26 protein-coding genes are annotated in these 23,732 nt (G+C 67.7%); 11 read left to right on the plus strand and 15 right to left on the minus strand.

The features are described 5' to 3' along the window. Nucleotides 1–79: 79 nt before the first annotated feature. The gene (locus D8896_RS07375) at nucleotides 80–493 is read left to right on the plus strand and encodes a DUF5796 family protein (RefSeq protein ID WP_121821447.1); all 414 of its coding nucleotides are present in this window, start codon (nucleotides 80–82) and stop codon (nucleotides 491–493) included. Further along, complete coding sequence (locus tag D8896_RS07380; protein ID WP_121821448.1) at nucleotides 493–732, plus strand: DUF7508 domain-containing protein; 240 nt, start codon at nucleotides 493–495, stop codon at nucleotides 730–732. Before D8896_RS07375 ends, D8896_RS07380 begins: the two co-directional genes overlap by 1 nt. A gap of 8 nt (nucleotides 733–740) precedes the next feature. Here D8896_RS07380 and D8896_RS19985 read toward each other — a convergent pair whose 3' ends face one another. Continuing rightward, nucleotides 741–875, minus strand: a complete 135-nt coding sequence (locus D8896_RS19985) for a DUF7128 family protein (RefSeq protein ID WP_259372643.1) — start codon at nucleotides 873–875, stop codon at nucleotides 741–743. A 76-nt stretch (nucleotides 876–951) separates the two neighbouring features. Here D8896_RS19985 and D8896_RS07385 point away from each other — a divergent pair, with 76 nt between their 5' ends. Beyond that, complete coding sequence (locus tag D8896_RS07385) at nucleotides 952–3,084, plus strand: AAA family ATPase (RefSeq protein WP_121821449.1); 2,133 nt, start codon at nucleotides 952–954, stop codon at nucleotides 3,082–3,084. Here the strand turns inward: D8896_RS07385 and D8896_RS07390 are convergent. From D8896_RS07390 to D8896_RS07430, 9 genes are all read right to left on the minus strand, one after another. Then, the gene (locus D8896_RS07390) at nucleotides 3,081–3,944 is read right to left on the minus strand and encodes a hypothetical protein (protein WP_121821450.1); all 864 of its coding nucleotides are present in this window, start codon (nucleotides 3,942–3,944) and stop codon (nucleotides 3,081–3,083) included. The genes D8896_RS07385 and D8896_RS07390 overlap by 4 nt on opposite strands. Before the next feature lie 61 nt (nucleotides 3,945–4,005). Continuing rightward, nucleotides 4,006–5,043 carry a hypothetical protein gene (locus D8896_RS07395; protein WP_121821451.1) on the minus strand — a complete coding sequence of 346 codons (1,038 nt, stop codon included), beginning with the start codon at nucleotides 5,041–5,043 and terminating at the stop codon, nucleotides 4,006–4,008. After that, nucleotides 5,040–5,735 carry a protein sorting system archaetidylserine decarboxylase gene (locus D8896_RS07400; RefSeq protein ID WP_121821452.1) on the minus strand — a complete coding sequence of 232 codons (696 nt, stop codon included), beginning with the start codon at nucleotides 5,733–5,735 and terminating at the stop codon, nucleotides 5,040–5,042. Before D8896_RS07400 ends, D8896_RS07395 begins: the two co-directional genes overlap by 4 nt. A gap of 43 nt (nucleotides 5,736–5,778) precedes the next feature. Beyond that, a complete protein-coding gene (locus D8896_RS07405; RefSeq protein ID WP_121821453.1) occupies nucleotides 5,779–6,540 on the minus strand; it encodes a hypothetical protein in 762 nt (253 codons plus the stop codon). A gap of 68 nt (nucleotides 6,541–6,608) precedes the next feature. Beyond that, on the minus strand, nucleotides 6,609–9,452 hold the full coding sequence (locus D8896_RS07410; protein WP_121821454.1) for a DEAD/DEAH box helicase: 2,844 nt from the start codon (nucleotides 9,450–9,452) through the stop codon (nucleotides 6,609–6,611). Between the two features lie 88 nt (nucleotides 9,453–9,540). After that, on the minus strand, nucleotides 9,541–9,855 hold the full coding sequence (locus D8896_RS07415; RefSeq protein WP_121821455.1) for a PadR family transcriptional regulator: 315 nt from the start codon (nucleotides 9,853–9,855) through the stop codon (nucleotides 9,541–9,543). 155 nt (nucleotides 9,856–10,010) lie between these two features. Next, nucleotides 10,011–10,760, minus strand: coding sequence for a metallophosphoesterase (locus D8896_RS07420; RefSeq protein WP_121821456.1), 750 nt, complete (start codon nucleotides 10,758–10,760; stop codon nucleotides 10,011–10,013). Then, complete coding sequence (locus tag D8896_RS07425) at nucleotides 10,760–12,322, minus strand: RPA family protein (protein WP_121821457.1); 1,563 nt, start codon at nucleotides 12,320–12,322, stop codon at nucleotides 10,760–10,762. The genes D8896_RS07420 and D8896_RS07425 overlap by 1 nt, the downstream gene beginning before the upstream one ends. After that, a complete protein-coding gene (locus D8896_RS07430) occupies nucleotides 12,319–13,593 on the minus strand; it encodes a Single-stranded DNA binding protein (RefSeq protein ID WP_121821458.1) in 1,275 nt (424 codons plus the stop codon). The genes D8896_RS07425 and D8896_RS07430 overlap by 4 nt, the downstream gene beginning before the upstream one ends. Nucleotides 13,594–14,238: 645 nt before the next feature. Between D8896_RS07430 and D8896_RS07435 the strand changes: the two genes are divergently transcribed. Both D8896_RS07435 and D8896_RS07440 read left to right on the plus strand, forming a co-directional pair. Further along, nucleotides 14,239–14,706 carry a hypothetical protein gene (locus tag D8896_RS07435; protein WP_162991490.1) on the plus strand — a complete coding sequence of 156 codons (468 nt, stop codon included), beginning with the start codon at nucleotides 14,239–14,241 and terminating at the stop codon, nucleotides 14,704–14,706. Between the two features lie 140 nt (nucleotides 14,707–14,846). Then, nucleotides 14,847–15,743, plus strand: a complete 897-nt coding sequence (locus D8896_RS07440) for a hypothetical protein (RefSeq protein ID WP_162991491.1) — start codon at nucleotides 14,847–14,849, stop codon at nucleotides 15,741–15,743. 216 nt (nucleotides 15,744–15,959) lie between these two features. Here the strand turns inward: D8896_RS07440 and D8896_RS07445 are convergent, their stop codons facing one another. Next, nucleotides 15,960–16,823, minus strand: a complete 864-nt coding sequence (locus tag D8896_RS07445) for a DUF6159 family protein (RefSeq protein ID WP_121821461.1) — start codon at nucleotides 16,821–16,823, stop codon at nucleotides 15,960–15,962. A gap of 108 nt (nucleotides 16,824–16,931) precedes the next feature. On the opposite strand from D8896_RS07445, the gene D8896_RS07450 reads away from it, so the two are divergent. Then, nucleotides 16,932–17,603 (plus strand): 2,5-diamino-6-(ribosylamino)-4(3H)-pyrimidinone 5'-phosphate reductase, encoded by a 672-nt coding sequence (locus tag D8896_RS07450; RefSeq protein WP_121821462.1) that lies wholly within the window; start codon nucleotides 16,932–16,934, stop codon nucleotides 17,601–17,603. A 2-nt stretch (nucleotides 17,604–17,605) separates the two neighbouring features. Here D8896_RS07450 and D8896_RS07455 read toward each other — a convergent pair whose 3' ends face one another. Both D8896_RS07455 and D8896_RS07460 read right to left on the minus strand, forming a co-directional pair. Further along, nucleotides 17,606–17,890, minus strand: coding sequence for a DUF7545 family protein (locus tag D8896_RS07455; protein WP_121821463.1), 285 nt, complete (start codon nucleotides 17,888–17,890; stop codon nucleotides 17,606–17,608). Between the two features lie 197 nt (nucleotides 17,891–18,087). Further along, nucleotides 18,088–19,410 (minus strand): FAD-dependent oxidoreductase, encoded by a 1,323-nt coding sequence (locus D8896_RS07460; RefSeq protein ID WP_121821464.1) that lies wholly within the window; start codon nucleotides 19,408–19,410, stop codon nucleotides 18,088–18,090. A 147-nt stretch (nucleotides 19,411–19,557) separates the two neighbouring features. Between D8896_RS07460 and D8896_RS07465 the strand changes: the two genes are divergently transcribed. From D8896_RS07465 to D8896_RS07475, 3 genes are all read left to right on the plus strand, one after another. Then, nucleotides 19,558–19,842 (plus strand): DUF357 domain-containing protein, encoded by a 285-nt coding sequence (locus tag D8896_RS07465; protein WP_121821465.1) that lies wholly within the window; start codon nucleotides 19,558–19,560, stop codon nucleotides 19,840–19,842. A 191-nt stretch (nucleotides 19,843–20,033) separates the two neighbouring features. Continuing rightward, nucleotides 20,034–21,005, plus strand: coding sequence for a transcription initiation factor IIB (locus tag D8896_RS07470; RefSeq protein WP_121821466.1), 972 nt, complete (start codon nucleotides 20,034–20,036; stop codon nucleotides 21,003–21,005). 112 nt (nucleotides 21,006–21,117) lie between these two features. After that, complete coding sequence (locus D8896_RS07475; protein WP_121821467.1) at nucleotides 21,118–21,297, plus strand: DUF7836 family putative zinc-binding protein; 180 nt, start codon at nucleotides 21,118–21,120, stop codon at nucleotides 21,295–21,297. 78 nt (nucleotides 21,298–21,375) lie between these two features. Here D8896_RS07475 and D8896_RS07480 read toward each other — a convergent pair whose 3' ends face one another. Further along, entirely contained in the window at nucleotides 21,376–21,780 is a 405-nt protein-coding gene (locus D8896_RS07480) for a translation initiation factor IF-2 subunit beta (protein ID WP_121821468.1), read from the minus strand. A gap of 176 nt (nucleotides 21,781–21,956) precedes the next feature. Here D8896_RS07480 and D8896_RS07485 point away from each other — a divergent pair, with 176 nt between their 5' ends. Beyond that, a complete protein-coding gene (locus D8896_RS07485) occupies nucleotides 21,957–22,196 on the plus strand; it encodes a UPF0058 family protein (RefSeq protein WP_121821469.1) in 240 nt (79 codons plus the stop codon). A gap of 101 nt (nucleotides 22,197–22,297) precedes the next feature. On the opposite strand, the gene D8896_RS07490 is transcribed toward D8896_RS07485, so the two are convergent. Then, the gene (locus tag D8896_RS07490; protein ID WP_121821672.1) at nucleotides 22,298–22,756 is read right to left on the minus strand and encodes a DUF555 domain-containing protein; all 459 of its coding nucleotides are present in this window, start codon (nucleotides 22,754–22,756) and stop codon (nucleotides 22,298–22,300) included. A gap of 91 nt (nucleotides 22,757–22,847) precedes the next feature. Between D8896_RS07490 and D8896_RS07495 the strand changes: the two genes are divergently transcribed. Continuing rightward, entirely contained in the window at nucleotides 22,848–23,732 is an 885-nt protein-coding gene (locus D8896_RS07495) for a DNA-3-methyladenine glycosylase family protein (RefSeq protein ID WP_121821470.1), read from the plus strand.

The following is a 23,732-nucleotide window of genomic DNA, read 5'->3' on the forward strand; positions in this document are numbered from 1 at the left end:
TGGCCGGGTGGTCGTCGCGCACGAGCGCTCCCCGGGCCGGAGCGGGCCGCTTTTGGGTGCGCCGGGCGAAGGCGGAGGCATGAGCGCCCGCAACAACGTCTCGCCGTCGACGCTCTCCGTCCGTCTGGAGGAGGAGGGCGTGTACGTCGAGTACGTCGACGGCCGCGAGGTCCTGTACCACGGCATCCCGGAGAAGGTCGAGGGGTCGGTACGCACGCCGCCCGGCAAACACGTGCAGGTGCTCGTCACCGACCCCTCCGAGACGGAGGGCGTCATGATGTACGTCAACGACCGCAACACGCACGACGACATCCTCGAAACGACCGGCGTCGGGCGGATCTTCGTCGAGGACGAGACCGAACTGTTCCCTGGCGTCACCGCGTGGGTGGACGGCCACGCGGTCGTCGTCGAGGCCGACCCCGAGGTCGCCCGCGGCCGGGTGTTCGTCTTCGCGGAGGACGAGATGAGCGAGCGGTCCTACGAGGTCGTCTGATGCCGCTGGGCAAGCAGTGGCGGCCGCTCTCCCGGGAGACGGTCGGGCGAGCGCCCGAGCGCTACGGCATGTACGAACTCGGCGAGGACGGCGACGTGGTCGAGGTCGGGCACGGCGTCCTGCGCGACGAACTGAAGACGGCGCTAACGTACGGCGACGGGTCACAGGTACGGTGGGAGGAAACGAACACTGCGGAGCGGGCGGCGGAACTCGCGGAGCAACACCGGGACCGCCGCTGAGGCGGCCCTCACTGGATGTACGACGGCTCCTCGGCGTCGCAGTTCGTCTCGTGCTGGCGCGCGTCGTCCCGGTCGTCGAACAGCAGGCCGCAGGCCTCGCACTCGAACCAGGTCATGTCGTCGCGCTCCGTTTGTACGACCATGTGATGGCTTCGAACGCGCGGCGACATATGCGTTTCTCCGGAAAGGGTCAAGGGCGTCGCGGCGCTACGGGCGGGCATGAACTCGCAGGATTCCGCCGCCGTCGAACTCGTCGTTCGGGGCGCGGAGAAGCGCGACGCCGGCCGCGGCGTCGCAAGGATCCCCGAGGCGGCGCGCCGGAAGCTTGGCGTTCTCTCCGGCGACACCGTCGTCGTCCGGGGCGAGCGGACGACCGTCGCCAAGGTGTGGCCCGCCGACGGCGACGTGGCCGCCGACGCCATCCTCGTCGACGCCGACACGCGGGCCAACGCCGGCGTGCAGATCGGCGACAGCGTCGTCGTCGCCAAGCGCGCCGTCGAGGACGCGACCTCGGTCACCGTCGCGCCGCCGCCGTCGCTCGACGACGTGGACGCGGCGGTCGTCGAACGGGCGGTCACCAGCGACCTCCACGACCGGCCGGTCAGCGAGGGCGAGCAGGTCCGCCTCGAACGCGTCGCCGACGCGCCGTTCAGGGTCGTCGACACCGACCCCGACGGGCCGGTCCGCGTGACCACGACGACGACGGTGTTTACCGCACCTGACTCGTACGAACCCGACGATTCCGGCGTCCCGGCGGACGCGCGCGACGACGGCGAGGCGGTCGTCACCTACGAGGACATCGGCGGGCTGGACGAGGAACTGGAACTCGTCCGGGAGATGATCGAGATCCCGCTGTCGGAGCCGGAGCTGTTCCGCGAACTCGGCGTCGACGCGCCGAAGGGCGTCCTGCTGTACGGGCCGCCGGGAACCGGGAAGACGCTCATCGCGAAAGCCGTCTCGAACGAGGTGGACGCGGAGTTCGTCACGGTCCACGGCCCGGAGATCATGTCGAAGTACAAGGGCGAGAGCGAGGAGCGCCTGCGCGAGGCGTTCGACCGCGCGGCGGAGAACGCGCCCGCCGTGGTCTTCTTCGACGAGATCGACTCCATCGCGGGCGACCGCGACGACAGCGACGGCGCTGAGAACCGCGTCGTCGCCCAGCTTCTCTCGCTGATGGACGGGCTGGACAGCCGCGAGGACGTGGTCGTCATCGGCGCGACGAACCGTCCGGATGCGATCGACCCGGCACTGCGGCGCGGCGGCCGCTTCGACCGCGAGATCGGTATCGGCGTGCCGGACGAGGTCGGCCGCCGGGAGATCCTGCAGGTCCAGACCCGCGGGATGCCGCTGTCCGACGACGTGTCGCTCGAAACGCTCGCCGCTCGGACCCACGGCTTCGTCGGCGCGGACCTCCACGCGCTGGTGACGGAGGCCGCCATGCACGCCCTCCCGCGGTTCCGCGAGGCCGACGACGACGAGCCGCGCGAGGTGACCCGCGCCGACTTCGATTCGGCGCTCGCGGCCGTCGAACCGTCGGCGATGCGGGAGTACGTCGCGGAGACGCCCTCGACCAGCTTCGATGACGTGGGTGGGTTGCAGGACGCCAAGGACACGCTCACCGAGGCCGTCGAGTGGCCGCTCGCCTACGACCGGCTGTTCGAGGTGACGAACACCGACCCGCCGAGCGGCGTCCTCCTGCACGGGCCGCCGGGCACCGGCAAGACTCTGCTCGCCCGCGCGCTGGCCGGCGAGACGGACGTGAACTTCGTCCACGTCAACGGCCCCGAGATCATCGACAAGTACGTCGGCGAGAGCGAGAAGGCCGTCCGGGAGGTGTTCGACCGCGCCCGGCAGGCCGCGCCGAGCATCGTCTTCTTCGACGAGATAGACGCCGTCACGGCCAGGCGCGGCGAGGGCCACGAGGTGACCGAGCGCGTCGTCTCACAGCTGCTGACCGAACTCGACGGCCTCGCGGAGAACCCGAACGTCGTCGTGCTGGCGGCGACGAACCGCCGCGACGCCATCGACCCGGCGATCCTCCGACCGGGCCGGATCGACACCCACGTCGAGGTGCCCGAGCCCGACGAGGCCGCCCGCCGGAAGATCCTCGCGGTCCACGCCCGCGGCAAGCCCCTCGCCGACGAGGTGGACCTGGACGCGCTCGCCGCCGAACTCGCGGGCTACACCGGTGCGGACCTCGAAGCGGTCGTCCGCGACGCGACGATGCGGGCGATCCGCGAACTCGCCGACGAACTCGGCCCCGAGGAAGCCAACGAGCGCGCCGAGGAGGTCGAGGTCACGCCGGCACATTTCGACGCCGCGGTCGCGGCGGTCGACCCGAGCGGCCGTTAGCGCCCGTCGCAGTCGCCGCCGGCATTGCGGTCGCGGCGGTCGTTCCGGTCCGGTCGTCGCTCGCGCTGGCCGTCCCGTCGTCCCTGTTCCTCGCTGCGCCCCGTTCGTCCGGCGTTCGGCCCGCGCCCTGCTCGGTTCCGGGCGGCCGTCCGCCGTCCACCGGAACGGTCTTCGCTGCCGGGCGGCCGCGGACCGGGCCGCTGCCGATCACCGGATCGGCCCGACAGTGTGCGTGCGGCGTACCCTCCGACTGCTCCGAACACGACCGGGTAGCCGACCGCTGCGACGAGCAGCGACGGCGAGAGCGTCGGCCCGAATCGGACCGAGTACTCGACGAACTCGCCGGTGCCGAGGCCGGACTGGCCCCACTGGAACCCCAGTGCGGCGAGGGCGGCGACGACGGCGTACCCGACGGCGATCGTCGCACCGGCCGTTGCCGCCTCCGCTGCCGAGCGAGACCCGCCTCGCCTGACCACGAGGTACCCCGCCGCGACGAGCAGGAGCGGCGGGACGGCCATCAGCCACGCGTCAGCCGAAACAGCCAGCGAGAGGTCGAACGTCTGCGATCCGCTGCCGCCGGACATCGTTAGCTCGCCGTCCAGAGCGGCCCCGTGACGGTCGAAGAACGCCCAGCCGACGACGGTGCGCGTCCCGGGCGGCGAGAGACCCTGGAAATCCGAGGCGACCAGCTCCGTCGACGTGCCCCGTCGCGAGAGCGTCAGAAAGCCCTCCTCCGTGATCGCCGACTCGACCGTGCTCCGTGCTGCCAGATACGTGACGGCGTAGCCGGCGAGGAAGGCGAGCGCCCCCAGCACGGCCGGGAAGCCGAAACCGGCGTCGTCGGATCCTGTCGTTGCCACGGTGGCGCGTTTGCCCACCGGACGCAAATAGCTTGGTCACCCGGTGGCTGGTTCCGTGCCCTCAGGGCCAGTACACGTCGGTCGCGCGGTGGCGCTCGTTGTACGCTTCCACGCCCTCGCCGAGCAGCCCCGTCATGTAGAAGTCGTCGTACAGCGTCGAGTGCGTGTAGTCGACGAACGTGACGGGGATCACGAGGTCGCCGTCCTCCCGGACGACGCTCCCGACGCCGGTGTACACGTGCTTGTGGCGCTCGTCGATCACCTTCAGGCCGACCGCCGGACGGCGCTGCCCCCACGCCGGCACCGCGTGGAGCGCTTCCAGCGAGCGGTTCGTGAACTCCCAGCAGAACATCCCCGTCCCGTCGTCCTCGCGGACCGCGTCGAAGTTCGCGGGCGTCCGGAAGTGCTGGCGCAGGTCGACGGTCCCGAACAGCACGTTGTCCTCGATCGACCCGGCGACGTACCGCGCCACGTCGTAGGAGGAGTGCTCGCGGAACGCGTCGACCAGCCCGCGGAGTACCTCGCGCGGTCGCGTCGGGTCGACGTCGGCGAACGCCCGGATCGTCTCGGGGTCGACGTCGTCGTAGTACGGTCCCCGGAGCGCCCCCGTCGTATATGCCCGCGGTTCGGCGGCGTCGACGCGCTCGAAGAAGGGGTCGCGCTTCGAGAACGCGTACTCGTAGTTCCCCCGGCGGATGTCCGACAGGTCGGCGACGAGCTGTTCGACCGGGCCGTCCGCAAACCCGAGTTCGTCGTCGACGGCGGCTCCCTCCGACGGGTCGGCCGGGAGCGCAACGGACGCGGCCACTTCGTCGCCGTCCATCACGAACAGCGTCGCGTCGTCCACGGCGAGGCGGTGGCCGTCCGGCAGGGGGGAGTCGCCCAGCGACGGGTCGAGGCGCTCGTCGACCAGCGCCGCGAGGTCCTGGGTGACGAGGTTCGTGCCGACGACGACGCCGTAGCCGATCAGTACGTTGTCGACGGCCTTGCCAGCGCCGAGCGCGCCGACGCCGCCCGCGCCTGCGAGCAGCCGGCGGCGGGTGATCTCCACATCGCCGACGCGGTCGCGCACCGAGCGGGACTCCTCCTCGCCGCTCATGCCGGATCACCCTCCTCGGCGGGGGCGTCGCCGGCGGCCGGGTCGACGCCGCCATCGTTCTCGGCTCCTAGCACGGTCGTCCCGTCGAGGTCGGCGGTCCCGTCCCCGGTCCGGGCGATGACGCTCTCGCCGGCGGTCACCTTCTCGCCCGTTTCGACGGCAAGGTCCTCGCGGTCCACGTCCGGCGGCAGGACCACGTCGGCCCGGCTCCCGAACGCGATGTGGCCGATTCGGTCGCCCCGGGAGACGGCGTCCCCCGCGTCGACGTAGGGGTGGATCCGCCGCGCGAACGCGCCGGCGATGAGGCTCACCTCGTGGTCGCCGAAGTCGATCCACACCCGCTCGTTCCGGTCGGAGTCCTTCGAGAACGCGGGGCGGTGTGCCCCGGGGCGGTGTTCGACCGACTCGACGGTGCCGCCGGCCGGCGCGCGATTGACGTGGACGTTCCAGACGTTCATGAACACGCCGACGCGGAGGCGGTTGTCCTCCTCACGGATCACCGACACTTTGCCGTCGGCGGGCGAGAGGATCCCGGTCGGCGGCGGCGTCCGGTCGGGGTCACGGAAGAAGGCGACGACGCCGACGGCCAGCGCCACCAGCGCGGCGCTCAGGCCGACCGAGAAGACGAGGGCGGGGGCGGCGGCGAGCGCCGGGGGCACCGCGTAGCGCCAGCCGCCGGGCGCGAGGTTCATGTGTGGATGCGTGGGAAGCCGTGGGTATGTGCGTTACGGACGCCTACAGCCGGTCGGTGTCGTCGAACGACGGCGCGTCGGTCGACGCCCGCCGGAACGCCACGTACCCGCCGAGCGCCCCGAAGACGAGGGGGTACGCGACGCCCATCACCGCGACTGCGAGCAGCGGGTTCGGCCCGTAGGAGAGCGCCGTCGAGGACGACCCGGAGGCGTTGAGCACCGCGCCGGTCTGGCTCCAGCGGAACAGCGCGACCGCCGCGACCGTGGCGAGCGCGTAGCCGACGGCGACGGTGCCGCCGAGCCGGCCGGCCGCCTGCATCTCCTCGGGCGCGCCGACCCGCGAGACGACCGTGTACCCCGCCGCGGTCAGCACGACCGGCGGGACCAGCAGGAGGTACGTCTCGACCGGCACCGCGAGCGAGAGCGCGTACGTCGCCGACTCGCTGCCGGTCTCGACGACGAGGCGACCCGAGGGGTTGAGTCCGTGCGCGCCCTCGTACAGCCACGCGACCATCGTCGCGTCGCCCGGCGGGTCGACGCCGAAGACGTTCAGCGTCCACTGGACGCCCGACTCCTGCGCGGAGATGACCAGTTCCTCGCCGAACACGTCCCCGGCGGGGATCGTCGAGGACTCGTGGGTCGCGACGAACAGGCCGCCGTCCGACGCCGACCTGGCCTTCGCGGCCGCCACGTCGCCTACCTTCAGCAGGTACGTGACGAGGTAGCCGGCGACGAAGGCGGCTACGCCCGCGACGCCGCCCTCCACCAGCGGCAGGTCGTCGACGCGCTCCGAGAGCGATGACATTGCCGGCAGTTACCGGAGGGGCGACAAGTGCTTTCGGGGGCCACTGCGGCCGACGGGCGTACACGCTATCAGTCCCAGAATGACTGCGTCCGGGCGTACTGGCGCTCCTGCGCGAGGATGTCGCGGTAGAACTCGTCCTCGTCCTCGCGGAGCTTGTTGATGATCCGGGCGGCGTTGTGCGGACCGACGCCCCGTGCGGCGAGCGCGATCACCGCCCGCTTCCCGTGGCTCTGAACGAGGCTGGCCGACCGGTAGGCCCGTTCGGTCTGCTTCTCCTGTTCCTCGTCTTTCTCCCCGGCGCGAACCGCCTTCACGACCTCGTCGGCCCAGGGGTTCAGCGCGGCGACCCGCGTCGACCCGCACTCCGGACACTCCGGCCGGTCGCGGACGCGTCGGACCGGCTTCTTGCGCTTCCAGTCCTGGCAGTGCAGGCAGAACAGGATCACGCGGTCGTTCCGGATGCGCTCCCGGACGGTGTCGATGACGCTCGCGTCGGCGTTTTCGGGCGCGAGCAGTTCGCGCCCGCCCGACCGGCCGCCGGTGCCGACGCTGGTGCGCCCGCCGACGGAGACCAGTTCGAGGTCGCCCGCCTGTATCGCGGACAGCACCTCGGCCGCGCCCGCCACGTCGAGTTCCTCGTGGAACACCTCGCGGACCGCCTCGTCGTAGACGGGCGTGTCCTCCAGCGCGGCGAGCAGGCGGTCGGCGGAGAAGCCGCCCGACCCCTGCCAGCGCTTCAGCGCGCCGAACTTCGCGGCCACCTGCGAGAGCTTGAACTTCAGCGCGTCCGAGCGCTTGAGGCTCAGTTCGATAATCGCCTCGACGTGGTCGGGATCGGTCTCTTCGAGCACTTCGACCACGTCCGGCCCGGTCACGCCGCTGGGCACCTCCAGTTCGATCCGGTAGGGGTCCACGTCGAGGCCGACCGACGACCCCGTGCGCTGGCCGACCAGCGCCGAGAGGACGCGCCCGAGCGTCTCGTTGACCTGGTGGCCGAACGCGGCGTTGACGACGACCGTTCGCCCCTGGTGCTCGACGACGATCCGGCCGTCGGTCGGCATCGGGGCCTCGGCCTCGACCTGGCGCTCGACCTGTTCCAGCGCGCGCTCGGCGGTCCGCTCGTCGGTCGGATAGCGCGACGCGAACTCGCTGGCGACGCCGGCGGCGTCCGCGCCCGCGCCGAACTGCGGTTCGGCGACGCCGCGCATCTCGCCGACCTCGCCCGCGACGGCGCGGGGCACCGGGATCTCCTGGCCGACCCACGACGGCACCTCGCCGGCGGGGTCCTCGATGGGGGTGACCAGCACCTCGCTCTCGTCGTCGTCTATCTCGGTGATGCGCCACATCTCGCCGCGCTGGATGAACACCTCGCCCGGCTCCGCGAAGTTGACGACGAACCGCTCGTCGAGCGTCCCGATCCCGCGGCCGCTGGCCACGTCCTCGACGGTGTACGTCTCCTCGTCGGGGATCATCGAGAGGTTGGCGTACACGTACTGCCAGGTGCTCCCCGAGGACTCGATCCGGTCTTCCGCCTCGTCGAGCCAGACGATCCGGTTGCCCTTCAGTTCCCGGAGAACCGCCCGGAACTCGTCCTGCGAGAGGTCCCGGAACGGGTAGGCGTTCGTCACGACATCGTAGGCGTACATCGCGGAGACGCCGTCCTCGCTCGCCATCACCATCCCCGGGACCTGATTGGCGACCACGTCGAGGCTCCCGTCGTGGATCGCCGTCGGCTCGACCTCGCCGTCCTTCGCGCGCCGGGCGATGGCCAGCGCCTCGAACGTGTCGTCGGGCCGGGTCGTGATGACCGTCCCCTCCGAGACCTGGTCCATCCGGTGCCCGGCCCGGCCGACGCGCTGGAGGAGCCGGGTCACCTGTCGGGGGCTGCCGTACTGGACGACGTGGTCGATGCGGCCCACGTCGATGCCGAGTTCCATCGACGACGTGCAGAGCAGGGCGTCGATCGCCCCGTCCTTGAACTGGTCCTCGACCTCGATGCGGGCCGACTTCGACAGCGACCCGTGGTGGACGCCGATCGGCAGGTCCAGTTCCTTGAACCGCGAGCCGAGCGCCTCCGCGGTCTGGCGCGTGTTGACGAAGATCAGCGTCGACTCGTTCTCGGCCACCACGTCACGGATCGCCCGGACGTGGCTGGCCGTCTCCGCGTCGGTCATCAGCTCCCCGGCCAGTCGCTCGTCCTCGTCGGTGACCGTCGGCTCGCGGACGGTCACCTCGACCTTGCTCCCCACGTCGACCGAGCGCACGGTACAGCCGCGGCCGCCGGTGAGAAAGCGCCCGACTTCGGCCGGGTCGCCGACCGTCGCGGAGAGGCCGACGCGCTGGAACGGCCCGGCGAGTTCGCGCAGGCGTTCCAGCCCGACCGTCAACTGCGCGCCGCGCTTCGACGCCGCGAGTTCGTGGACCTCGTCGACGACGACGTGTTCCACGTCCTCGAGCGCGCGCCGGAGCTTCGACCCGGTGAACATCGCCTGCAGGGTCTCCGGCGTCGTCACCAGCACGTCCGGCGGGTCCTCGGCCTGTTTGCTCCGCTGGTAGTCGGTTGTGTCGCCGTGGCGCACGTCGATGTCGACGCCGAGTTCCTCGCCCCACCACTCCAGACGTTCGCGCATGTCACGGTTGAGCGCGCGCAGCGGCGTGACGTACAGCGCCGAGACGCCGAAGCGCGGCTCGGCCCGGGCGATGGCGTCGAAGACGGGGAGCATCGCCGTCTCGGTCTTGCCAGTGCCGGTGGGTGCCACGACCAGCGTGTCCTCGCCGGCGGCGAGCGGCGGGATGGCGCGCTTCTGTGGCTCGGTCGGCGTGTGGAACCCCCGTTCGGAGAGCGCCGCCCGGACCTCGTCGCCGAGTCGGGTGAACGCCGCAGAATCGGGGGCGACGCGGCCGTCGCTCATCGGTCCTCAGTAGCGGTTCGAACGGATTAAGCGCGTCGTCCGCCCCGGTCGAAAAATGCGGTGGCCCCTCGCGTTTCCCGCGGCCGCGTCACTCGGCTTCCGCGACCCGCCCGACGTCCAGATCCTCGCCGTCGTCGAAGTACTGTGCCTCCCACTCGCGCCGGGCCTCGACCTCGCGCTCGCCGCGCTGGGTCAGGGCGTAGTAGTTCGTCCGCCTGTCGACCTCGCCCTTGTCGACGATGCCTTTCTCCACCAGCGTGTCGAGGTTCGGGTACAGCCGCCCGTGGTGGATCTCGGACTCGTAGTAGTCCTCCAGTTCGTCCTTGATAGCCAGTCCGTGCGGGTCGTCTTCCCCGGCGATCACGTACAGCAGATCGCGCTGAAATCCTGTTAGGTCATGCATTGGTTTCCCCCCAGTTGCCCCCCTGCTGGAGGCGGCTACCCCTACCACGCTCAGTCGGGTAAACCCTTGTCCCAAAGAGTTTGGTAGCTCCGCGGACAGTGTCACGGGACCGAACGTCCCGGCCGCTGTCCTCCCGGCCGGGTCCGCATGCCGTCTCAGACCCGGTCGTACGCGCCGAGTCGAGTGCCGTCGAGCAGGTACGCCTGCCCGTCGACCAGCCCCTCAGGCAGGAACGGCGACAGGAATCCCTGTCCCTCGACGTTGACCCACGTCCCGCCCGAGAGGTCGTTGAACGCCGGAAACACGACGAGGTCGGGGTCCGTCCAGTCGAGCCCCTCGTACCGGTCCACGAAGGGGCCGGGGGCCGCCCTCCCGCGGAGCCAGACGCGCTCGACCCGGCTCCCGCCGACCTCGTCCTCCAGCCGGACCGCGGGATGCTCGTGGCCCGTACACACCACGTCGGCCGCGAGCACGTCCCGCGAGGGCCACGTGTGCCCGTGCGCGAACCCGACGTTTCCGATCCGGACGCCCGCCCCGTCGGTCACCTCGACGCCCTCCACCCACGACTCCGCGTCGCCGTCGTGGTTCCCCTTGACGAGCGTGACGGGCAGGTCCGCCGGGAGCGACTCCAGCAACACCTCAACCTCGCCGCGCTCCGCGCCGCCCGGCTCCCCGATGGCGTGCAACAGGTCGCCGAGCACCACCAGCCGGTCGGGGTCGGTCTCCACGATCAGTCCCCGAAGCCGGTCCCGCCGGCGCTCCGCACGGCTGTCGATCTCCACGCCCTGCTCGTACCGCAGTCCGGCCTCGATCCCGGCGTGGTAGTCCGCGACCACAAGCGCCCGCTCGCCGCCGAGGTCCGCGGTCGCGGCCGGCGTGCCCGGGACCGGCTCGACCGCCGCCATCAGATCGGCTTCAGCGTGTCGTCGCCGGACTCGTAGCACTGTCCGCCCATCAGTGCCTCCTGGATCGCGTCCTCGACGGCGCCCGGGTCCGCGCCGGTCCGGTCGACGACCGCGGCGACCAGCTCCTCGCGGGGCGCGCCGTCGCCGTCGTCCAGGTCCTCCATCGCGTCCATCACGACGGTGTCGAGCGGCGCGTCCGCGTCGGCCGGCCCGGCGTCGTCCTCGTCGTCGCCCGCAGCAGCGGCGTCCGCGTCCCCGTCGCTCGCCGACCCCGCTTCGCTCTCCGAGTCGTCCCCGTCGTCGGTGGCGTCGGTCGCGCCCGCCTCCCCTTCGACTGGCGGATCGACGTCGATGCCGGCCTCGCCGGGTTCGTCGACCTCGGTTCCGGTCGAGAACTCGGTGCCGTACTCGGCCTCGATCTCCTCGCGTTCCTCCTCGTCGAACTCGTACATCTCGTCGCCCGCGCCGGGCATCTCTCCCTCGGTCGCGCCGTCGGAGGCTTCGCTCGCACGCTCGCCCTCGTCCGTGGACGCCGAGGTGTCCATCCCGGGTTCGAAGTCGCCGGGACCGTCGTCGCCGGCGTCCGCTTCGGCGTCGGCGTCGACCGACGTAGTGTCCGGTTCGGCGGTCGTCGTGACCGTCTTGCCGCCCGTGTCTGCGGACGTTTCGGCCGCCTCGTCGCCCGGTTCTGCGGTCGGCTCGGCCGTCTCGGCGTCGGTGTCCGCAGTTGCAGGCTCGTCGGACGTCGCCTCGTTGGCCGCGGCGTCCGACGCCGTCGTCGCCGAGTCGTCCCCCGTGGACGCCGCTGCCGTCGCTTCGCCGACCTGCGAACGTGTGAACGGGACGCCCGCCTCGTCGCCGCCCTCGCCCGGTTCGAGCGACAGCGGGCCGACATCGTCGGTGTCTATCTCGCCGGCGACGACGCGGGCGGCGTCCACCGCCACTGCGTGGAGTTCCCCGAGGTACTCGCGGGTCGTGCCGTAGTGGTCGAGCGCGACGGCGGTCCCCTGTGCCAGCGCGGGGTCGACGCCGCGGTCCGCGAGGGCCGCTTCGAGTTCGTCGCCCGTTGCGCCGAGTTCCAGCGCGTCGGCGAACGTGCCGACGCGCTCCAGCGTCTGCTCGGCGGTGGCGACGACCCAGCGGTCACGCGTGTCCGCGCCGACCTCGTTGATGCTCTCGGGGCGGATCGAGGTGAACACGCGGTCCGAGTCGTCCGGCTGGAAGGTGTTTGCCTTCCCCGTCACCGCGACGAACGCCGGCGGGTCCAGTCGCTCCAGCGCCGCCATCTCGTCTGGCTGGTACTGGCCGGCGTACACGACGAACGCGCCGGTCGGGTCGACCACGCGGGCACGCAGCACGTCCTCGCTGACCTGCTCTATCTCCGTGAGCACGCCCACCGCGAACAGGCGGTTGACGCGCGCGCCGGTCGGCGTCACGACGTAGTTCGGGGCGCGCTCCTCGTCGCTCTCGGAGAACTCCACCTCGGCGTCCTCGTACTCGGCGGCGAACAGGCGGTGGGCGACCTCGCGGGTGCCCGGCCCGCCGTCGTCGCTCTCGCTCATGCTTCCACCTCCTCGACGAGGGCGCTCGCACGCTCGGCCGGGTCGTCGTCGGTCCGGTCGAACTCGGCGGCGTCCAAGTTCGCGCCGTACTCGTCGACCGAGAGGTGGCCGCGGACGCGGTACTCGCGCCCCACGATGTTCTCACGGATCGTGTCCGCGACGACCTCCTGGTCCATCGCGTCGCGGGCCTGCTCGCGGGCGTCCTCGACGCCGCCGCCGTACACGTCCTCGGTGAGTTCCTCGTCCAGCACCGCGGTGAGCGCGCCAGTGCCGTCATCGACGATGGCCTTGACGCGCAGGTCGTCCTCGCCGTCGACCTCGCCGTGGGTGCGACACTGGCCCTTCTGGATGACGCGCCCGCACTCGGGGCAGCGCTGGACCAGTCCGGAGCCGTCACGCACCGCGATGACGTTGCCGACGACCGCCACGTCGTACACGCCGCCCGTGGCGATGGCCTCGCCGACGCCCATCTCCGGCGCGGCGTCGCTCAGGTCGACCGCGCGGTCGAGCGCGTCGACTGTCGAGAACTCGGAGACGTTCACCGACGGCACGCCGCGGTACTCCCTGACGTAGACGTTCTCGACCCGGAGGTCCGCGCCCTCCTCGATCTCGGGATGTGGGTCCCAGTCGGTGAACGGGAGCCGCGCGGTCTCGTCGCCGAGCACGCCCGAGAGGATCTCCGTCTCGCCGTCGCGGCCGTCGATGGTGCGGCGCTCGACCTCGACGACGCGGGCCTCGACGTTCACGCCGCGGTCGCCCACGTCCACGTCGATCAGGTCGGCGTCGCCGCCGACCTCGTACTCGACGGCCAGGTCCTCGTCCGCCCGGGCGACGGTCGTGCTCTCGCCGACGTTCAGCTCGGGTTCGCCCTCCCACTCGCGGACGCCGGCGTTGCCGAGCGTGACGGTGTCGCCCGGCTCGAAGCTCACGTCGGTCCAGGCGGTGTAGTCGATGACGCCGCTCTCGTCGGCGAGGCGGCCCTCGTAGATGACGTTGTCCTCGCCCTGGTAGCGGATCGAGCGCTTGCCCTTTGTCAGCACCGTCGCGGTGACCGTGACGTTGCCGTCGTCGGTTTCCACGTCGGCGATGTCGGTCTGACTCGGCGCGCCGCCACCGCCGTCGCTCCCGTCGCCGTACTTCCGGCGGAGGCTCTGCTTCGCCTCGTCCATCGGCACGCTGTACGACACCAGGTTCTCCAGGTCCTCTTTGACCTCCTCTTTGTCGACACCGAGGTCGGAGGCGAGATCCTCGGCATGGTCGTCTAAACTCATCAGCGGTACTTCGGCGGGGTTCCCTAAAAACCATTCCGTGGGTTCGGCCCGTGGAGCGTGCGCTCGCACTCAGCGCCCGGACTCAGTGTCACCGAACCGCACTCGTTTTTTCGCACACATCCGGGCGATATTTTATCCACCTTATAAACATCTATTGTTTATTTGGACTCATATACTATTTCTAATATAACTGGTGGCGTGGTCTGTCTATTCAAGATCGAAGTTTCTCCCGTCTCGAGGAAGCACGATTGTACTCATGTCGATCATCTTCGGTACGGCTCGGCAATGCGCCACAGAACTTTGGTCTCTTAGATTTGCACTAGCTAAAATTGAAACTGAAGTAACTAATATAGAATACAAATTATTTTTAAAATTAGCTAATTTTATATAGTATAGATATGTTATTTGGGATGAGTTATGAGGAAATCAAACGACTTCACTCGACGCAGAATTTTAGCATCAAGTACAGGTATTGTCGGCATTAGTGCACTATGCGGTGGCTCCGTGGCAGCCGACTCTGCTCGAAAGTCCCAAGACACGGAGAATGGACTCAGTATCAAAGAACTATCAAACGCGATTACGATCGCAAATGGAAAAGCGAAGGTGAAGGGGTGAGCTCGTTCCTCAAAGAAAGCCGAAGTTTTAGTGAAGACAGAAAGTGGGGAATCAATTACATATACCGCCATGGATTTGGCGGAAGATATCAACCGAGCGGTTGAAATGGGCTTTATGATCGTCCGCGACGGCCCGAGCGGACTTCAGTTCGACCTGACGGCGAGGGGTCAACAACTCATCAGCGGAGTTCAGGACACACCTGTCAAAGTATCCGATCATTGTGACGGTAAAAACAAGATCGAGGGGGACACTATCTACCTCGATGACGACTCAGTAGACGAGTTAGTGATGGGAGGGACTCTGAGCGGCGGTGTGTTTACAGTCGCTGGTACCATCGTCGGATTGCTTACAACTGCTACGCTTGGACCGATCGTTTTCGCTGCAGCTGGCGTCCTCATTGGTGTGGGTGCAACTGGAGTCAACCTGGAGAACGATGGTTGCGGCATCAAAATCGACACGAACTCGAATTCACTATCTTCACAGCATTGCGACTGTTGAACGGCCAACGACAAGGAAGACTTCGTTCCGTTACCGTACGGAACCCGTGGGACTGACCCCGAATGTCAAATTATTTTATGGTATAATAATAAAAACAATTATGCCGGATGATACGATTCATACAAGTAAGGTCGAAACCGATGGGAACGGCTGATACAAACAGGCTTCCGGCGCTGGAAGTTCATGACACCCGGTTCGGCATGCTCGCCGGAAGCTACACGGCGTCGCTGCTTGCGCCTGTTATCACGCTCCTCATGGTACAGTACTTTCAGGTTCGTAGTTGGCCGCTCGCGATCGGCCTTCTCGGGGCCACCGGTGCTGCCATCTACTCCGTGGTCATCTTGCTGCTCGCCGACAGCGGCGAAATGCTCAGGTGGCTCAACGAAGGATGGTCATCTTGGATTCTTCCACTCCTCGGGTTCGCGCCACTCACCGCCTACGATTTCTTTGTCATCGAGTTCTTTGCCTATTCGCTCACTGAATTCAAGTCCGGAGCGGCGGCTACCTTGGTCGGTACGGTCGGTTTCATCCTCGCCATTGCGGCCTGTTTACTGGGTGAAATCACGGTGCGAGAAGCTCGAAACCGGGTTGCTTCGTTGGCAATCGCAGATGAAGACGTATTGGTCGAATGGACGGCTGCAAGGCCAATGGAGGACAGAGTCAAAGTACAATCGGTTGTGGTCCTCGTCGGGTTCGTGCTCGTCGGCTTGCTCGCGGCCAAGTATTCAGTGTTGACAACAGTGTATACACTACTGTTCGTCGCAGCGACTGCGTTCGCTGTAAAATCGAACTTCGCTGAACGGGTCTATCGGCTAACTCCGTCGGGGCTGGAGCAATCTCGGGAATCTACACTTTTCAAACACCGACAATTCATCGCGTGGTCACAGTTCGATGCGTTCAGCATGACCGACAAGGCGTTTATCCTCCACCGACAGTCACTTCGCCCAGACATCCGGTTCTCTCGAAAAGACGCCCGCTCGAATGAAGAAACTATCAGGGATGCGTTAAGAACGCATCTCGACCATCGCGATTCGTAGTACTCTCGAACCTGTCATCGAATTGTATCTATGTTTGCTCTCACACAACAACTGCTCTCGGCAGCGAAACTACCATTATCGGTCATTCGGCAAGCGTGCGACGAAGTGGGCAATTGACTACCTCTATAGCCCGCGTTACCGGTCCAAGTCGGTTATTAAACACGACAGCTATCGATCGGAGCAACGGTGCCTCGTAATTCGACCGCGCGTTCGCGGTCAGTACCCCGACTCCAGCGTGCCGCCGAGCGTCTCGAACTCCAGCGCGTCGAACTCCTCGGGCGCGGTGTCGGTTTCGGCGTAGGCGTACAGCGCCGTCTTGATGACGCCCCAGAGCGCGCTGTGGACGAGGAACCCGAGCACCGCGACGGTCCCGGCGAGGATTCCCCCGACAGCGAATCCGCCGAGCGACGGGACGAGCACGGCGGGGACAGCGAAGGCGACGAGGACGGCGAGCACCGTGACGAGACCGGTGATCAGCCCGATCCCGAACCCTGCGCCGATCGACTCGCCCCACGTCTGCTTGAACGTGTTCACGCTCTCGCCGAACATCCCGGTGACGGAGGTGTCCTCGAAGACGATGACCGGGACGACGAAGAACGTCGCTATCGACCAGCCGGCCGAGAACACGACCGAGACGACCTTCGCGGCGATGGAGCTCCGGCTCTCCAGCCACTGGATGAGTATCCCGACGGCCGCCGCGATGAGCGCCCAGACCGCGATGATCCCGGCCTTGTTCCCGGTCGCCTTCAGGGACCGGACGACCCTCGGCTCCTTCCCGGCGAAGCTCTCGCCGACGGCGTGGACGAGCGCCGCGTTGGCGAAGGTGGCGATGAAGGTCGTACCGAAGTAGACCACGAACAATCCGACCCACAGGCCGGCCTCGCCGAGCTGCGCCAGCCCGTACGTCGTCTCGAACAGGAACACCGGGCCGAGCAATGCGACCAGAAACGCGATCGAGAGGACGCCGCTGACGAGCGGGAACACGAGCAGCTTCGGATGGTTTCGGAGGACGCGGAGCCCGCCGACCGTGAGGGTCAGGCCGAGCCGGATCCGCTGGATGAACGATCTGATTCCGAACATGTGGGTGGTCGTTTCTCTCTTCTACGTTATAAAATTTTGCTACTGTAGACCGAAAACGAGGTATCGAAGGGCGAAAGCGGTTACACGCCCGCCCCGCAACGGACCGTCATGCACGTCGTCGTCAACGCCGCGATGAGCGCGGACGGGAAGCTCTCCCACTGCGAGCGCGAGCAGGTCGCCATCAGCGGGCCGGCGGACTTCGACCGCGTCGACCGCGTCCGGGCCGACAGCGACGCCGTCGCGGTCGGCGTCGGCACCGTCCTCGCGGACGACCCACACCTCACGCTGGACGACACCGACCGCGTGGCGGCGCGGCGCGAGCGCGGCGAGCCGGCCCATCCCGCCCGCGTCGTCGCCGACTCGCGGGCACGGACGCCGACCGATGCCCGAGTACTGGACGAGGCGGCGATGACCTACGTGCTCGTGAGCGACGCCGCGCCCGCCGACAGAGCCGAGGCGCTCCGCGATGCCGGCGCGGAAGTCGTCGCGGCCGGCGAGGAGCGCGTCGACCTCGCGGCGGCCTTCGCCGAACTGGAAGCGCGCGGGGTCGACCGGCTCATGGTCGAGGGCGGCGGCGAGGTCATCTTCTCGCTGTTCGACGCGGGGCTGGTCGACGAGCTATCCGTCTTCGTCGGGCCGACCGTCATCGGCGGCCGCGACGCGCCGACGCTGGCCGACGGCGAGGGGTTCGTCGAGGAGTTCCCGGCGCTGTCGCTGTCGGGCGTCGAGCGCATCGACGACGGGGTCCTCCTGCGCTGGACCGTCGAAAAGAGCGACTGACGCTAGTGGTCGTGGCCGGTTAGCTCGCCGAACGTCGCGCCGAAGCGCTCCTCGAAGATCTCCATCGTGTCGGCCTCGACTTCCTTCACGGCCTCGCTCGGTTCGCCCTGACCGTGGTGGATCGCGCCGTGGATCCGCTGGGCGCAGCCAAAGAGTGCGATGTCGCCGATAACCGTCGCGGCGTCCTCGTCGTCCTCCGCGAGCATGTCGATCAGGTCCTCGGGGAGTTCGATCTCGTCCTCGCCGTCGTCGGACGACGCTATCGTCACCGAAACAGTGTCCGTCATGCGGCGTCCTTCGGGGGTCCGACTAATCCGTCTTTGGGTCGCGTGTTCCGTCGATGGGCATCCGTTCGCGCGGACGGGCGATCAGTCGTCGGCAAAACAGAAGCCGCGACCGCAGTCTCGCGATGAAACGCTCACCCGATCAGTCGTCGGCAAAACAGAAGCCGCGACCGCAGCCTCGCGATGAAACGCTCAGCCGATCAGTCGTCGGCTTCCGCCACGGCGTCCGCGGACGCCTCCGTCCCGGGGCTTTCGAGCGTTTCGAGGTAATCGTCGGCGTCCAGCGCGGCCTTGCAGCCCATGCCGGCGGCGGTGACGGCCTGCTGGTAGTGGTAGTCGACCACGTCGCCGGCACCGAAGATGCCGGGGACGCCCGTTTTCGTCTGGCCGCCGCCCTTGCCGCCCTCGGTCCTGATGTAGCCGGCCTCGTCCATCTCGACGGCGGTGTCTTCGAGGTACTCAGTGTTGGGCGTGTGGCCGATGGCGAGGAACACCGCGCCCACGTCCATCTCGTACTCCTCGGTCTCGGGGTCGTCGCGCTTCTCGGAGGGGTAGCCCTCCGGGTGTTCGACCAGCGTCGCCTCGTCGACGCCGTCCTCGGCGCTGCCCTCGATCCCGACGAGTTCGGTGTTTCGCAGGATCTCGACCTCGCCCTCGTCGACTTTCTCCTGAATGCGGTCGACCCAGTAGTCCTCCGCGCGGAACTCCTCGCGGCGGTGGGCGATGTACACTTTCGAGGCGAACTTGGTGAGGAAGTCGGCCTCCTCCATCGCGGCGTCGCCGCCGCCGACGACGAGCATCTCCTCGCCGCGGAAGAACGCGCCGTCGCAGGTCGCACACGTCGAGACGCCGTACCCCATCAGTTCGTCCTCGCCGGGGACGCCGAGCGTGCGGGCGCTCGCGCCGCTGGCGGCGATGACGGCGTCGGCCGTGTAGGTGTCGCCGTTTTTCATCTCGACGCGGTAGGGGCGCGACGAGTCGTCGACCTGCTCGATGACGCCGTTTACCGTCTCCGCGCCGAACTTCCGGGCCTGCTCTTTCATGTTGTTGATCAGGTCCGGGCCGCTGATCCCCTCGGGGAAGCCGGGGTAGTTCTCCACGTCGGTCGTGAGCGTGAGTTGACCGCCCGGCTCGTCGCCCTCGATAACAAGCGGGTCGTTGTTCGACCGGGCGGCGTAGATGGCCGCCGTCAGTCCGGCGATGCCGGTGCCCGCGATGACCAGTTTACGGTGCTCGACCACGTCGCTCCCGCCGTCCGCGATGCCGAGCTTCTCGTCCAGTTCGCCCGTCTCGTTCAGCGCGCTCGTGTCGTCCCAGCCGCCGATAAGTTCGTCGTCGATGAACACTTCGGGCGCTGTCTGCCGGCCGTCCGCTCGTTCGACCATCTCGTCGAACAGGTCGTCGTCGCCGGTGACGTTGTACTCCTCGTACTCGATACCCTTGGCGTCGAACAGGTCCTTCGCCTTCTCGCAGTAAGAGCAGTTCTCCTTGGTGTATATCTCCACGCGCGGCTGGTCACTCATGCTCGATAGTTCGCCTGCGCGGCGTATTTACCTTGTGTTGTGTACATGGATTTCCGACACCTGCGACGCGACAGTCGGCCGCTGACGCTTGCTATCGCCCGTCAGGACCCCGAAGGGCTTACGGCCGCGTCGGCCGTCTCCCCGCCCATGCCCGCCGACCTCGCCGAGAAGACGGACCGCTACGAGCGACTGCTGGCCGAGGCGCTGGACGCCGCCGAGCCGGTCGCCCCGGACGGGACGCCGCTCGACGACGCGAGCGCGGAGTGCCTCGAAATGGCCGAGTCGTACCTCGACGACGGCAGGCACTTCCGCGAGAACGACGACCCCGTCAACGCGCTGGCCGCGTTCTCCTACGGCCACGCGTGGCTCGACGCGGGCGCTCGCATCGGCCTGTTCGACGTGCCGACCGACGGCCACCTCTTTACCGTCTGACCGGAACGCGGACCACCACGGACACAGCAAACGATCTACCGGTACTCTCCAACAACCTCTTACGGCTCCGCAAGAAGACATTTAAAACCAACAGCAATAGTTATATGCTTATCGGCCTAACCTACAGTTAGGAAGACGCCCGGGTTCTTTTGGTTTCCCGCCCCCGGTAGCCGGTTCCGTCCCACCCCATCATGACAGACCACACGATACGAACGATCAGCGACGAGACGGACGCGGAACGGACAGCGGAACGCGACGAGGCGGAGACCTGCCCCGAGTGTACAGGACCGCTTCGTCAGGACACCGAGCGCGGCGAGACGGTGTGTGCGGACTGCGGGCTCGTCGTCGAGGCGGACGAGATAGACCACGGTCCGGAGTGGCGCGCCTTCGACGCCGGCGAACGCGACCGGAAGAGCCGCGTCGGCGCGCCGACGACGAAGATGATGCACGACGAGGGCCTCTCGACCAACATCGGCTGGCAGGACAAGGACGCCTACGGCAACTCCCTGTCCTCGCGCCAGCGCCAGAAGATGCAGCGGCTCCGGAAGTGGAACGAGCGGTTCCGCACGCGTGATTCCCAGGAACGCAACCTGAAGCAGGCGCTGGGCGAGATCGACCGCATGGCCTCGGCGCTGGGCCTCCCCGAGAACGTCCGCGAGACGGCAAGCGTTATTTACCGGCGAGCGCTGGAGGAAGACCTGCTCCCCGGTCGCTCGATCGAGGGCGTCGCAACGTCCTCGCTGTACGCCGCCGCACGACAGGCCGGCATGCCGCGCAGTCTCGACGAGATCGCCGCCGTCAGCCGCGTCGATCGGATGGAACTCACCAGGACGTACCGCTACGTCGTCCGCGAACTCGGACTGGAGGTTCAGCCGGCCGACCCGGGGAGCTTCGTTCCCCGGTTCTGTTCGGACCTGGGCCTCTCCGAGGAGGTCGAACGCCGGGCGCGGGCGCTCCTCGAAGACGGCAGAACCAGCGGTCTCCACAGCGGGAAGTCGCCGGTCGGCCTCGCGGCCGCCGCCGTCTACGCGGCGTCGCTGCTCACCAACGAGAAGGTGACGCAGTCGGCCGTCGGCGAGGTCGCGAGCGTCAGCGAGGTCACCATCCGGAACCGCTACACGGAACTGCTCGAGGCGTCCGAGTCGGCCGCCGCCGTCGCCTGATACCGGCGGCTGCCCGTTTCCGGTGACGTACCGGTCGCTCCGGTAGATCGTCGCGCGCTCTTCATTATGGCTCCGACAAGATTTTTCACGGTGCCGCGTGAGGGTCTATGGCATGGAGGAAGCGTTTGTGCAGTTGGTCTGCCCCGAATGTGCGAAAGACTGGGAATCCTCGCCGAGCGACCTCCCCCAGTACGACGATATGTTCCACTGCCCGAACTGTCATGCGACCCGGAGAACCGCCGAGTTCACGCGTACGAACCGCGACCTGGAGACGCTGAAGTCCCTCCAATAAGCAGACCCAGGGCGACTGTTTCGGACCGTTCGCGGGGACGCTCCGGCGAAACGGTTCGACTGTTCTCGTCGTCCGGGCTCACGAACTCGTCGCCGAGCGTGCGCCACACGCCTCGCACCGCAACACGGGCACGCCCTGCTCACGTTCGATCCGCGTGTCCGGCAGCCCACACTCGTCACAGAGGACGAACTCCTCGGTGTACGCCTCGATCGCTTCGTCGATGCGCTGCTGGCTGAACTCGCCGGTGAGCCGCGCCCGGCCGCTCTCGTCGATGTGGCCGCTGGTTCCGAGTTCGTTCTGGAGGGACTTCATCACATGCTCGTCGTCCCTGTCGAGCCGGTCGACCGTGTCCTGAAAGTTCTCGTACACGGTGACGTTGCCCTCCTGACGAACGTCCGGGTCCGGAACGTCGAAGCGGTCGGTCGTCCCCTCGATCTCCGGCGTCGCCTCGATCGCGCGGTCCAGTTGCTCGTCGTAGTCCATATCGGGCAAAAGCCGATCGGCGAACAAAAAGCTTCAGACTTTTGCCGTACCTTCATGTGTACCCGAGCGATCCGAAATACCGTGTCAAAAGCTCTCACAACCCCGATATTTGGAGATGTGTGTTAACGGGACTCAAGATAATAATATAACCCTCCAGTCGTAAGGCATGGCTGTCCATGAAAAAGCAGGAGCTTATCCACCTTCACGGCCTGCTTGCAGAGATTTCCAACCATTACGAAGAGCGAAACGGAGTGCCCGTAGACCTCGACGAGTACGAGTCCCTGGGCGTACGCCCGACATCGATCCACAAGTCGAAGACCGACCACAAGGCCGCCGTTTTTGCCCTGGCAACTGGCATCACTTCCGAGATGGAAGACGAGGAGACGTCCGAGACGGTTCCCGCCGCCGCTGACTGACGGGACACTCGCGTTCTGCCGGATCTCACACTCTCCAGCGATAGCTCCGTGTTCGAATCCGTCACCTGCTTCGAAAGAGACGAACTGCAGCAGCCGTCGCGCTACTCGATCAGGTCCTCGAACTCGGGGAGGACCTCGTCGTCGTCATCGCCGGTCCCGTCCGAGGACTCGTCGTCGACGGCCACGCTTCCGTCGTCCTCGGTCTCGTCTTCGATCTCCTCTTCCTCGACGACCTCGACCTCCAGCACTTCGAGCGGGATGTTCTCCAGGCGCTGTCCGATCTCCTTGCGCGCGATTCGGGAGGCGTGTTCCTCCCGCTCGACGTTGAACACCGTCATCTCCAGTTCGAGCGCGACGAGGCTCTCGTCGGCCGCGAGGAACGCCGGGTCGATGCCCTCCCCGCAGTGCGGGCAGTGCCGTTCCCCCATGTTTATTTCGACGTAGTTCAGGTCCGGATTCAGCATCTCGCCCGTCTTCGAGATGGCGATCCGGACCGCCTCGTCGGGGGTTTCCACGTCGTACACCGGCACCGCGGCCTCGACGACGACTCTGCAGTTCATGGCCATCCTGTGTTTCGTCGGCCAACAGTATGAAGCTTAGCCCCGGCCGAACTCGAAACCGGCTTTACGCGGCCGTCCCACATCGAAACCGATGGAAACGGGCACGATCGACGTGGCGACGCTCCCCGGCGGCTTCGACCTCCAGTCGACCGTCGAGAGCGGCCAGTCGTACCTCTGGCGGCGCGAGGACGGGCGAACGTACGAGACCGACGGGCTGTACGGCGGGTCGGCGTGGTACGCGACGGTCGTCGACGGCGAGGTGATCCGGGCCAGACAGGTCGACGGTCGACTGGAGTGGGCGTCGACGACCGACGCGGCGCCGCAGCTCCGGGAACTGCTCCGGCTGGACGACGACCTGCCGGGCATCGTCGACGCCTCGCCCGGCGACGACCTGATCCGCGAGGCGTACGACGCCTACCGCGGGATGCGGCTGGTGAACGACCCGCCGTTTGGCTGTCTGATATCCTTCATCTGCTCGGCACAGATGCGCGTCTCGCGGATCCACTCGATGGTGACGGCGCTCGCGGAGGCGTACGGCGACCCCGTCGAGTTCGACGGCCGGACGTACCACGCGTTCCCGCGACCCGAACAGCTCGCCGCGGCGACCGAGGACGAACTCCGGGACCTCGGACTCGGCTACCGCGCGCCGTACGTCCAGCGCACCGCCGAGATGGTCGCCGACGGCGAGGCTCACCCGGCCGAGGCGCGGGAGATGACCTACGAGGACGCTCGCGAGTACCTCACGCAGTTCGTCGGCGTCGGCGACAAGGTGGCCGACTGCGTGCTGCTGTTCTCACTGGACTTCCTCGAAGCCGTCCCGCTGGACACCTGGATCCGGACGACGATCGAGGAGTACTATCCGGACTGCGACCGCGGCAACTACGCCGACACCGCCCGGGCCATCCGGAAGCGGTTCGGCGGCGCGTACGCGGGGTACGTCCAGACGTACGTGTTTCACCACCTGCGGACCCAGTAG

The sequence above is a fragment of the Halostella salina genome, assembly GCF_003675855.1.
GTDB lineage: Archaea > Halobacteriota > Halobacteria > Halobacteriales > Natronoarchaeaceae > Halostella > Halostella salina.

Coding starts and splice junctions, on each gene's coding strand:
- D8896_RS07400 (WP_121821452.1), bottom strand. CDS start 5,735: ATGAACCTCGCGCCCGGCGGCTGGCGCTACGCGGTGCCCCCGGCGCTC.
- D8896_RS07385 (WP_121821449.1), top strand. CDS start 952: ATGAACTCGCAGGATTCCGCCGCCGTCGAACTCGTCGTTCGGGGCGCG.
- D8896_RS07375 (WP_121821447.1), top strand. CDS start 80: ATGAGCGCCCGCAACAACGTCTCGCCGTCGACGCTCTCCGTCCGTCTG.
- D8896_RS07455 (WP_121821463.1), bottom strand. CDS start 17,890: ATGACGGACACTGTTTCGGTGACGATAGCGTCGTCCGACGACGGCGAG.
- D8896_RS07495 (WP_121821470.1), top strand. CDS start 22,848: ATGGAAACGGGCACGATCGACGTGGCGACGCTCCCCGGCGGCTTCGAC.
- D8896_RS07480 (WP_121821468.1), bottom strand. CDS start 21,780: ATGGACTACGACGAGCAACTGGACCGCGCGATCGAGGCGACGCCGGAG.
- D8896_RS07380 (WP_121821448.1), top strand. CDS start 493: ATGCCGCTGGGCAAGCAGTGGCGGCCGCTCTCCCGGGAGACGGTCGGG.
- D8896_RS07440 (WP_162991491.1), top strand. CDS start 14,847: ATGGGAACGGCTGATACAAACAGGCTTCCGGCGCTGGAAGTTCATGAC.
- D8896_RS07445 (WP_121821461.1), bottom strand. CDS start 16,823: ATGTTCGGAATCAGATCGTTCATCCAGCGGATCCGGCTCGGCCTGACC.
- D8896_RS07395 (WP_121821451.1), bottom strand. CDS start 5,043: ATGAGCGGCGAGGAGGAGTCCCGCTCGGTGCGCGACCGCGTCGGCGAT.
- D8896_RS07425 (WP_121821457.1), bottom strand. CDS start 12,322: ATGAGCGAGAGCGACGACGGCGGGCCGGGCACCCGCGAGGTCGCCCAC.
- D8896_RS07485 (WP_121821469.1), top strand. CDS start 21,957: ATGAAAAAGCAGGAGCTTATCCACCTTCACGGCCTGCTTGCAGAGATT.
- D8896_RS07430 (WP_121821458.1), bottom strand. CDS start 13,593: ATGAGTTTAGACGACCATGCCGAGGATCTCGCCTCCGACCTCGGTGTC.
- D8896_RS07410 (WP_121821454.1), bottom strand. CDS start 9,452: ATGAGCGACGGCCGCGTCGCCCCCGATTCTGCGGCGTTCACCCGACTC.
- D8896_RS07460 (WP_121821464.1), bottom strand. CDS start 19,410: ATGAGTGACCAGCCGCGCGTGGAGATATACACCAAGGAGAACTGCTCT.
- D8896_RS07420 (WP_121821456.1), bottom strand. CDS start 10,760: ATGGCGGCGGTCGAGCCGGTCCCGGGCACGCCGGCCGCGACCGCGGAC.
- D8896_RS07475 (WP_121821467.1), top strand. CDS start 21,118: ATGGAGGAAGCGTTTGTGCAGTTGGTCTGCCCCGAATGTGCGAAAGAC.
- D8896_RS19985 (WP_259372643.1), bottom strand. CDS start 875: ATGGTCGTACAAACGGAGCGCGACGACATGACCTGGTTCGAGTGCGAG.
- D8896_RS07470 (WP_121821466.1), top strand. CDS start 20,034: ATGACAGACCACACGATACGAACGATCAGCGACGAGACGGACGCGGAA.
- D8896_RS07490 (WP_121821672.1), bottom strand. CDS start 22,756: ATGAACTGCAGAGTCGTCGTCGAGGCCGCGGTGCCGGTGTACGACGTG.
- D8896_RS07465 (WP_121821465.1), top strand. CDS start 19,558: ATGCCCGCCGACCTCGCCGAGAAGACGGACCGCTACGAGCGACTGCTG.
- D8896_RS07450 (WP_121821462.1), top strand. CDS start 16,932: ATGCACGTCGTCGTCAACGCCGCGATGAGCGCGGACGGGAAGCTCTCC.
- D8896_RS07415 (WP_121821455.1), bottom strand. CDS start 9,855: ATGCATGACCTAACAGGATTTCAGCGCGATCTGCTGTACGTGATCGCC.
- D8896_RS07405 (WP_121821453.1), bottom strand. CDS start 6,540: ATGTCATCGCTCTCGGAGCGCGTCGACGACCTGCCGCTGGTGGAGGGC.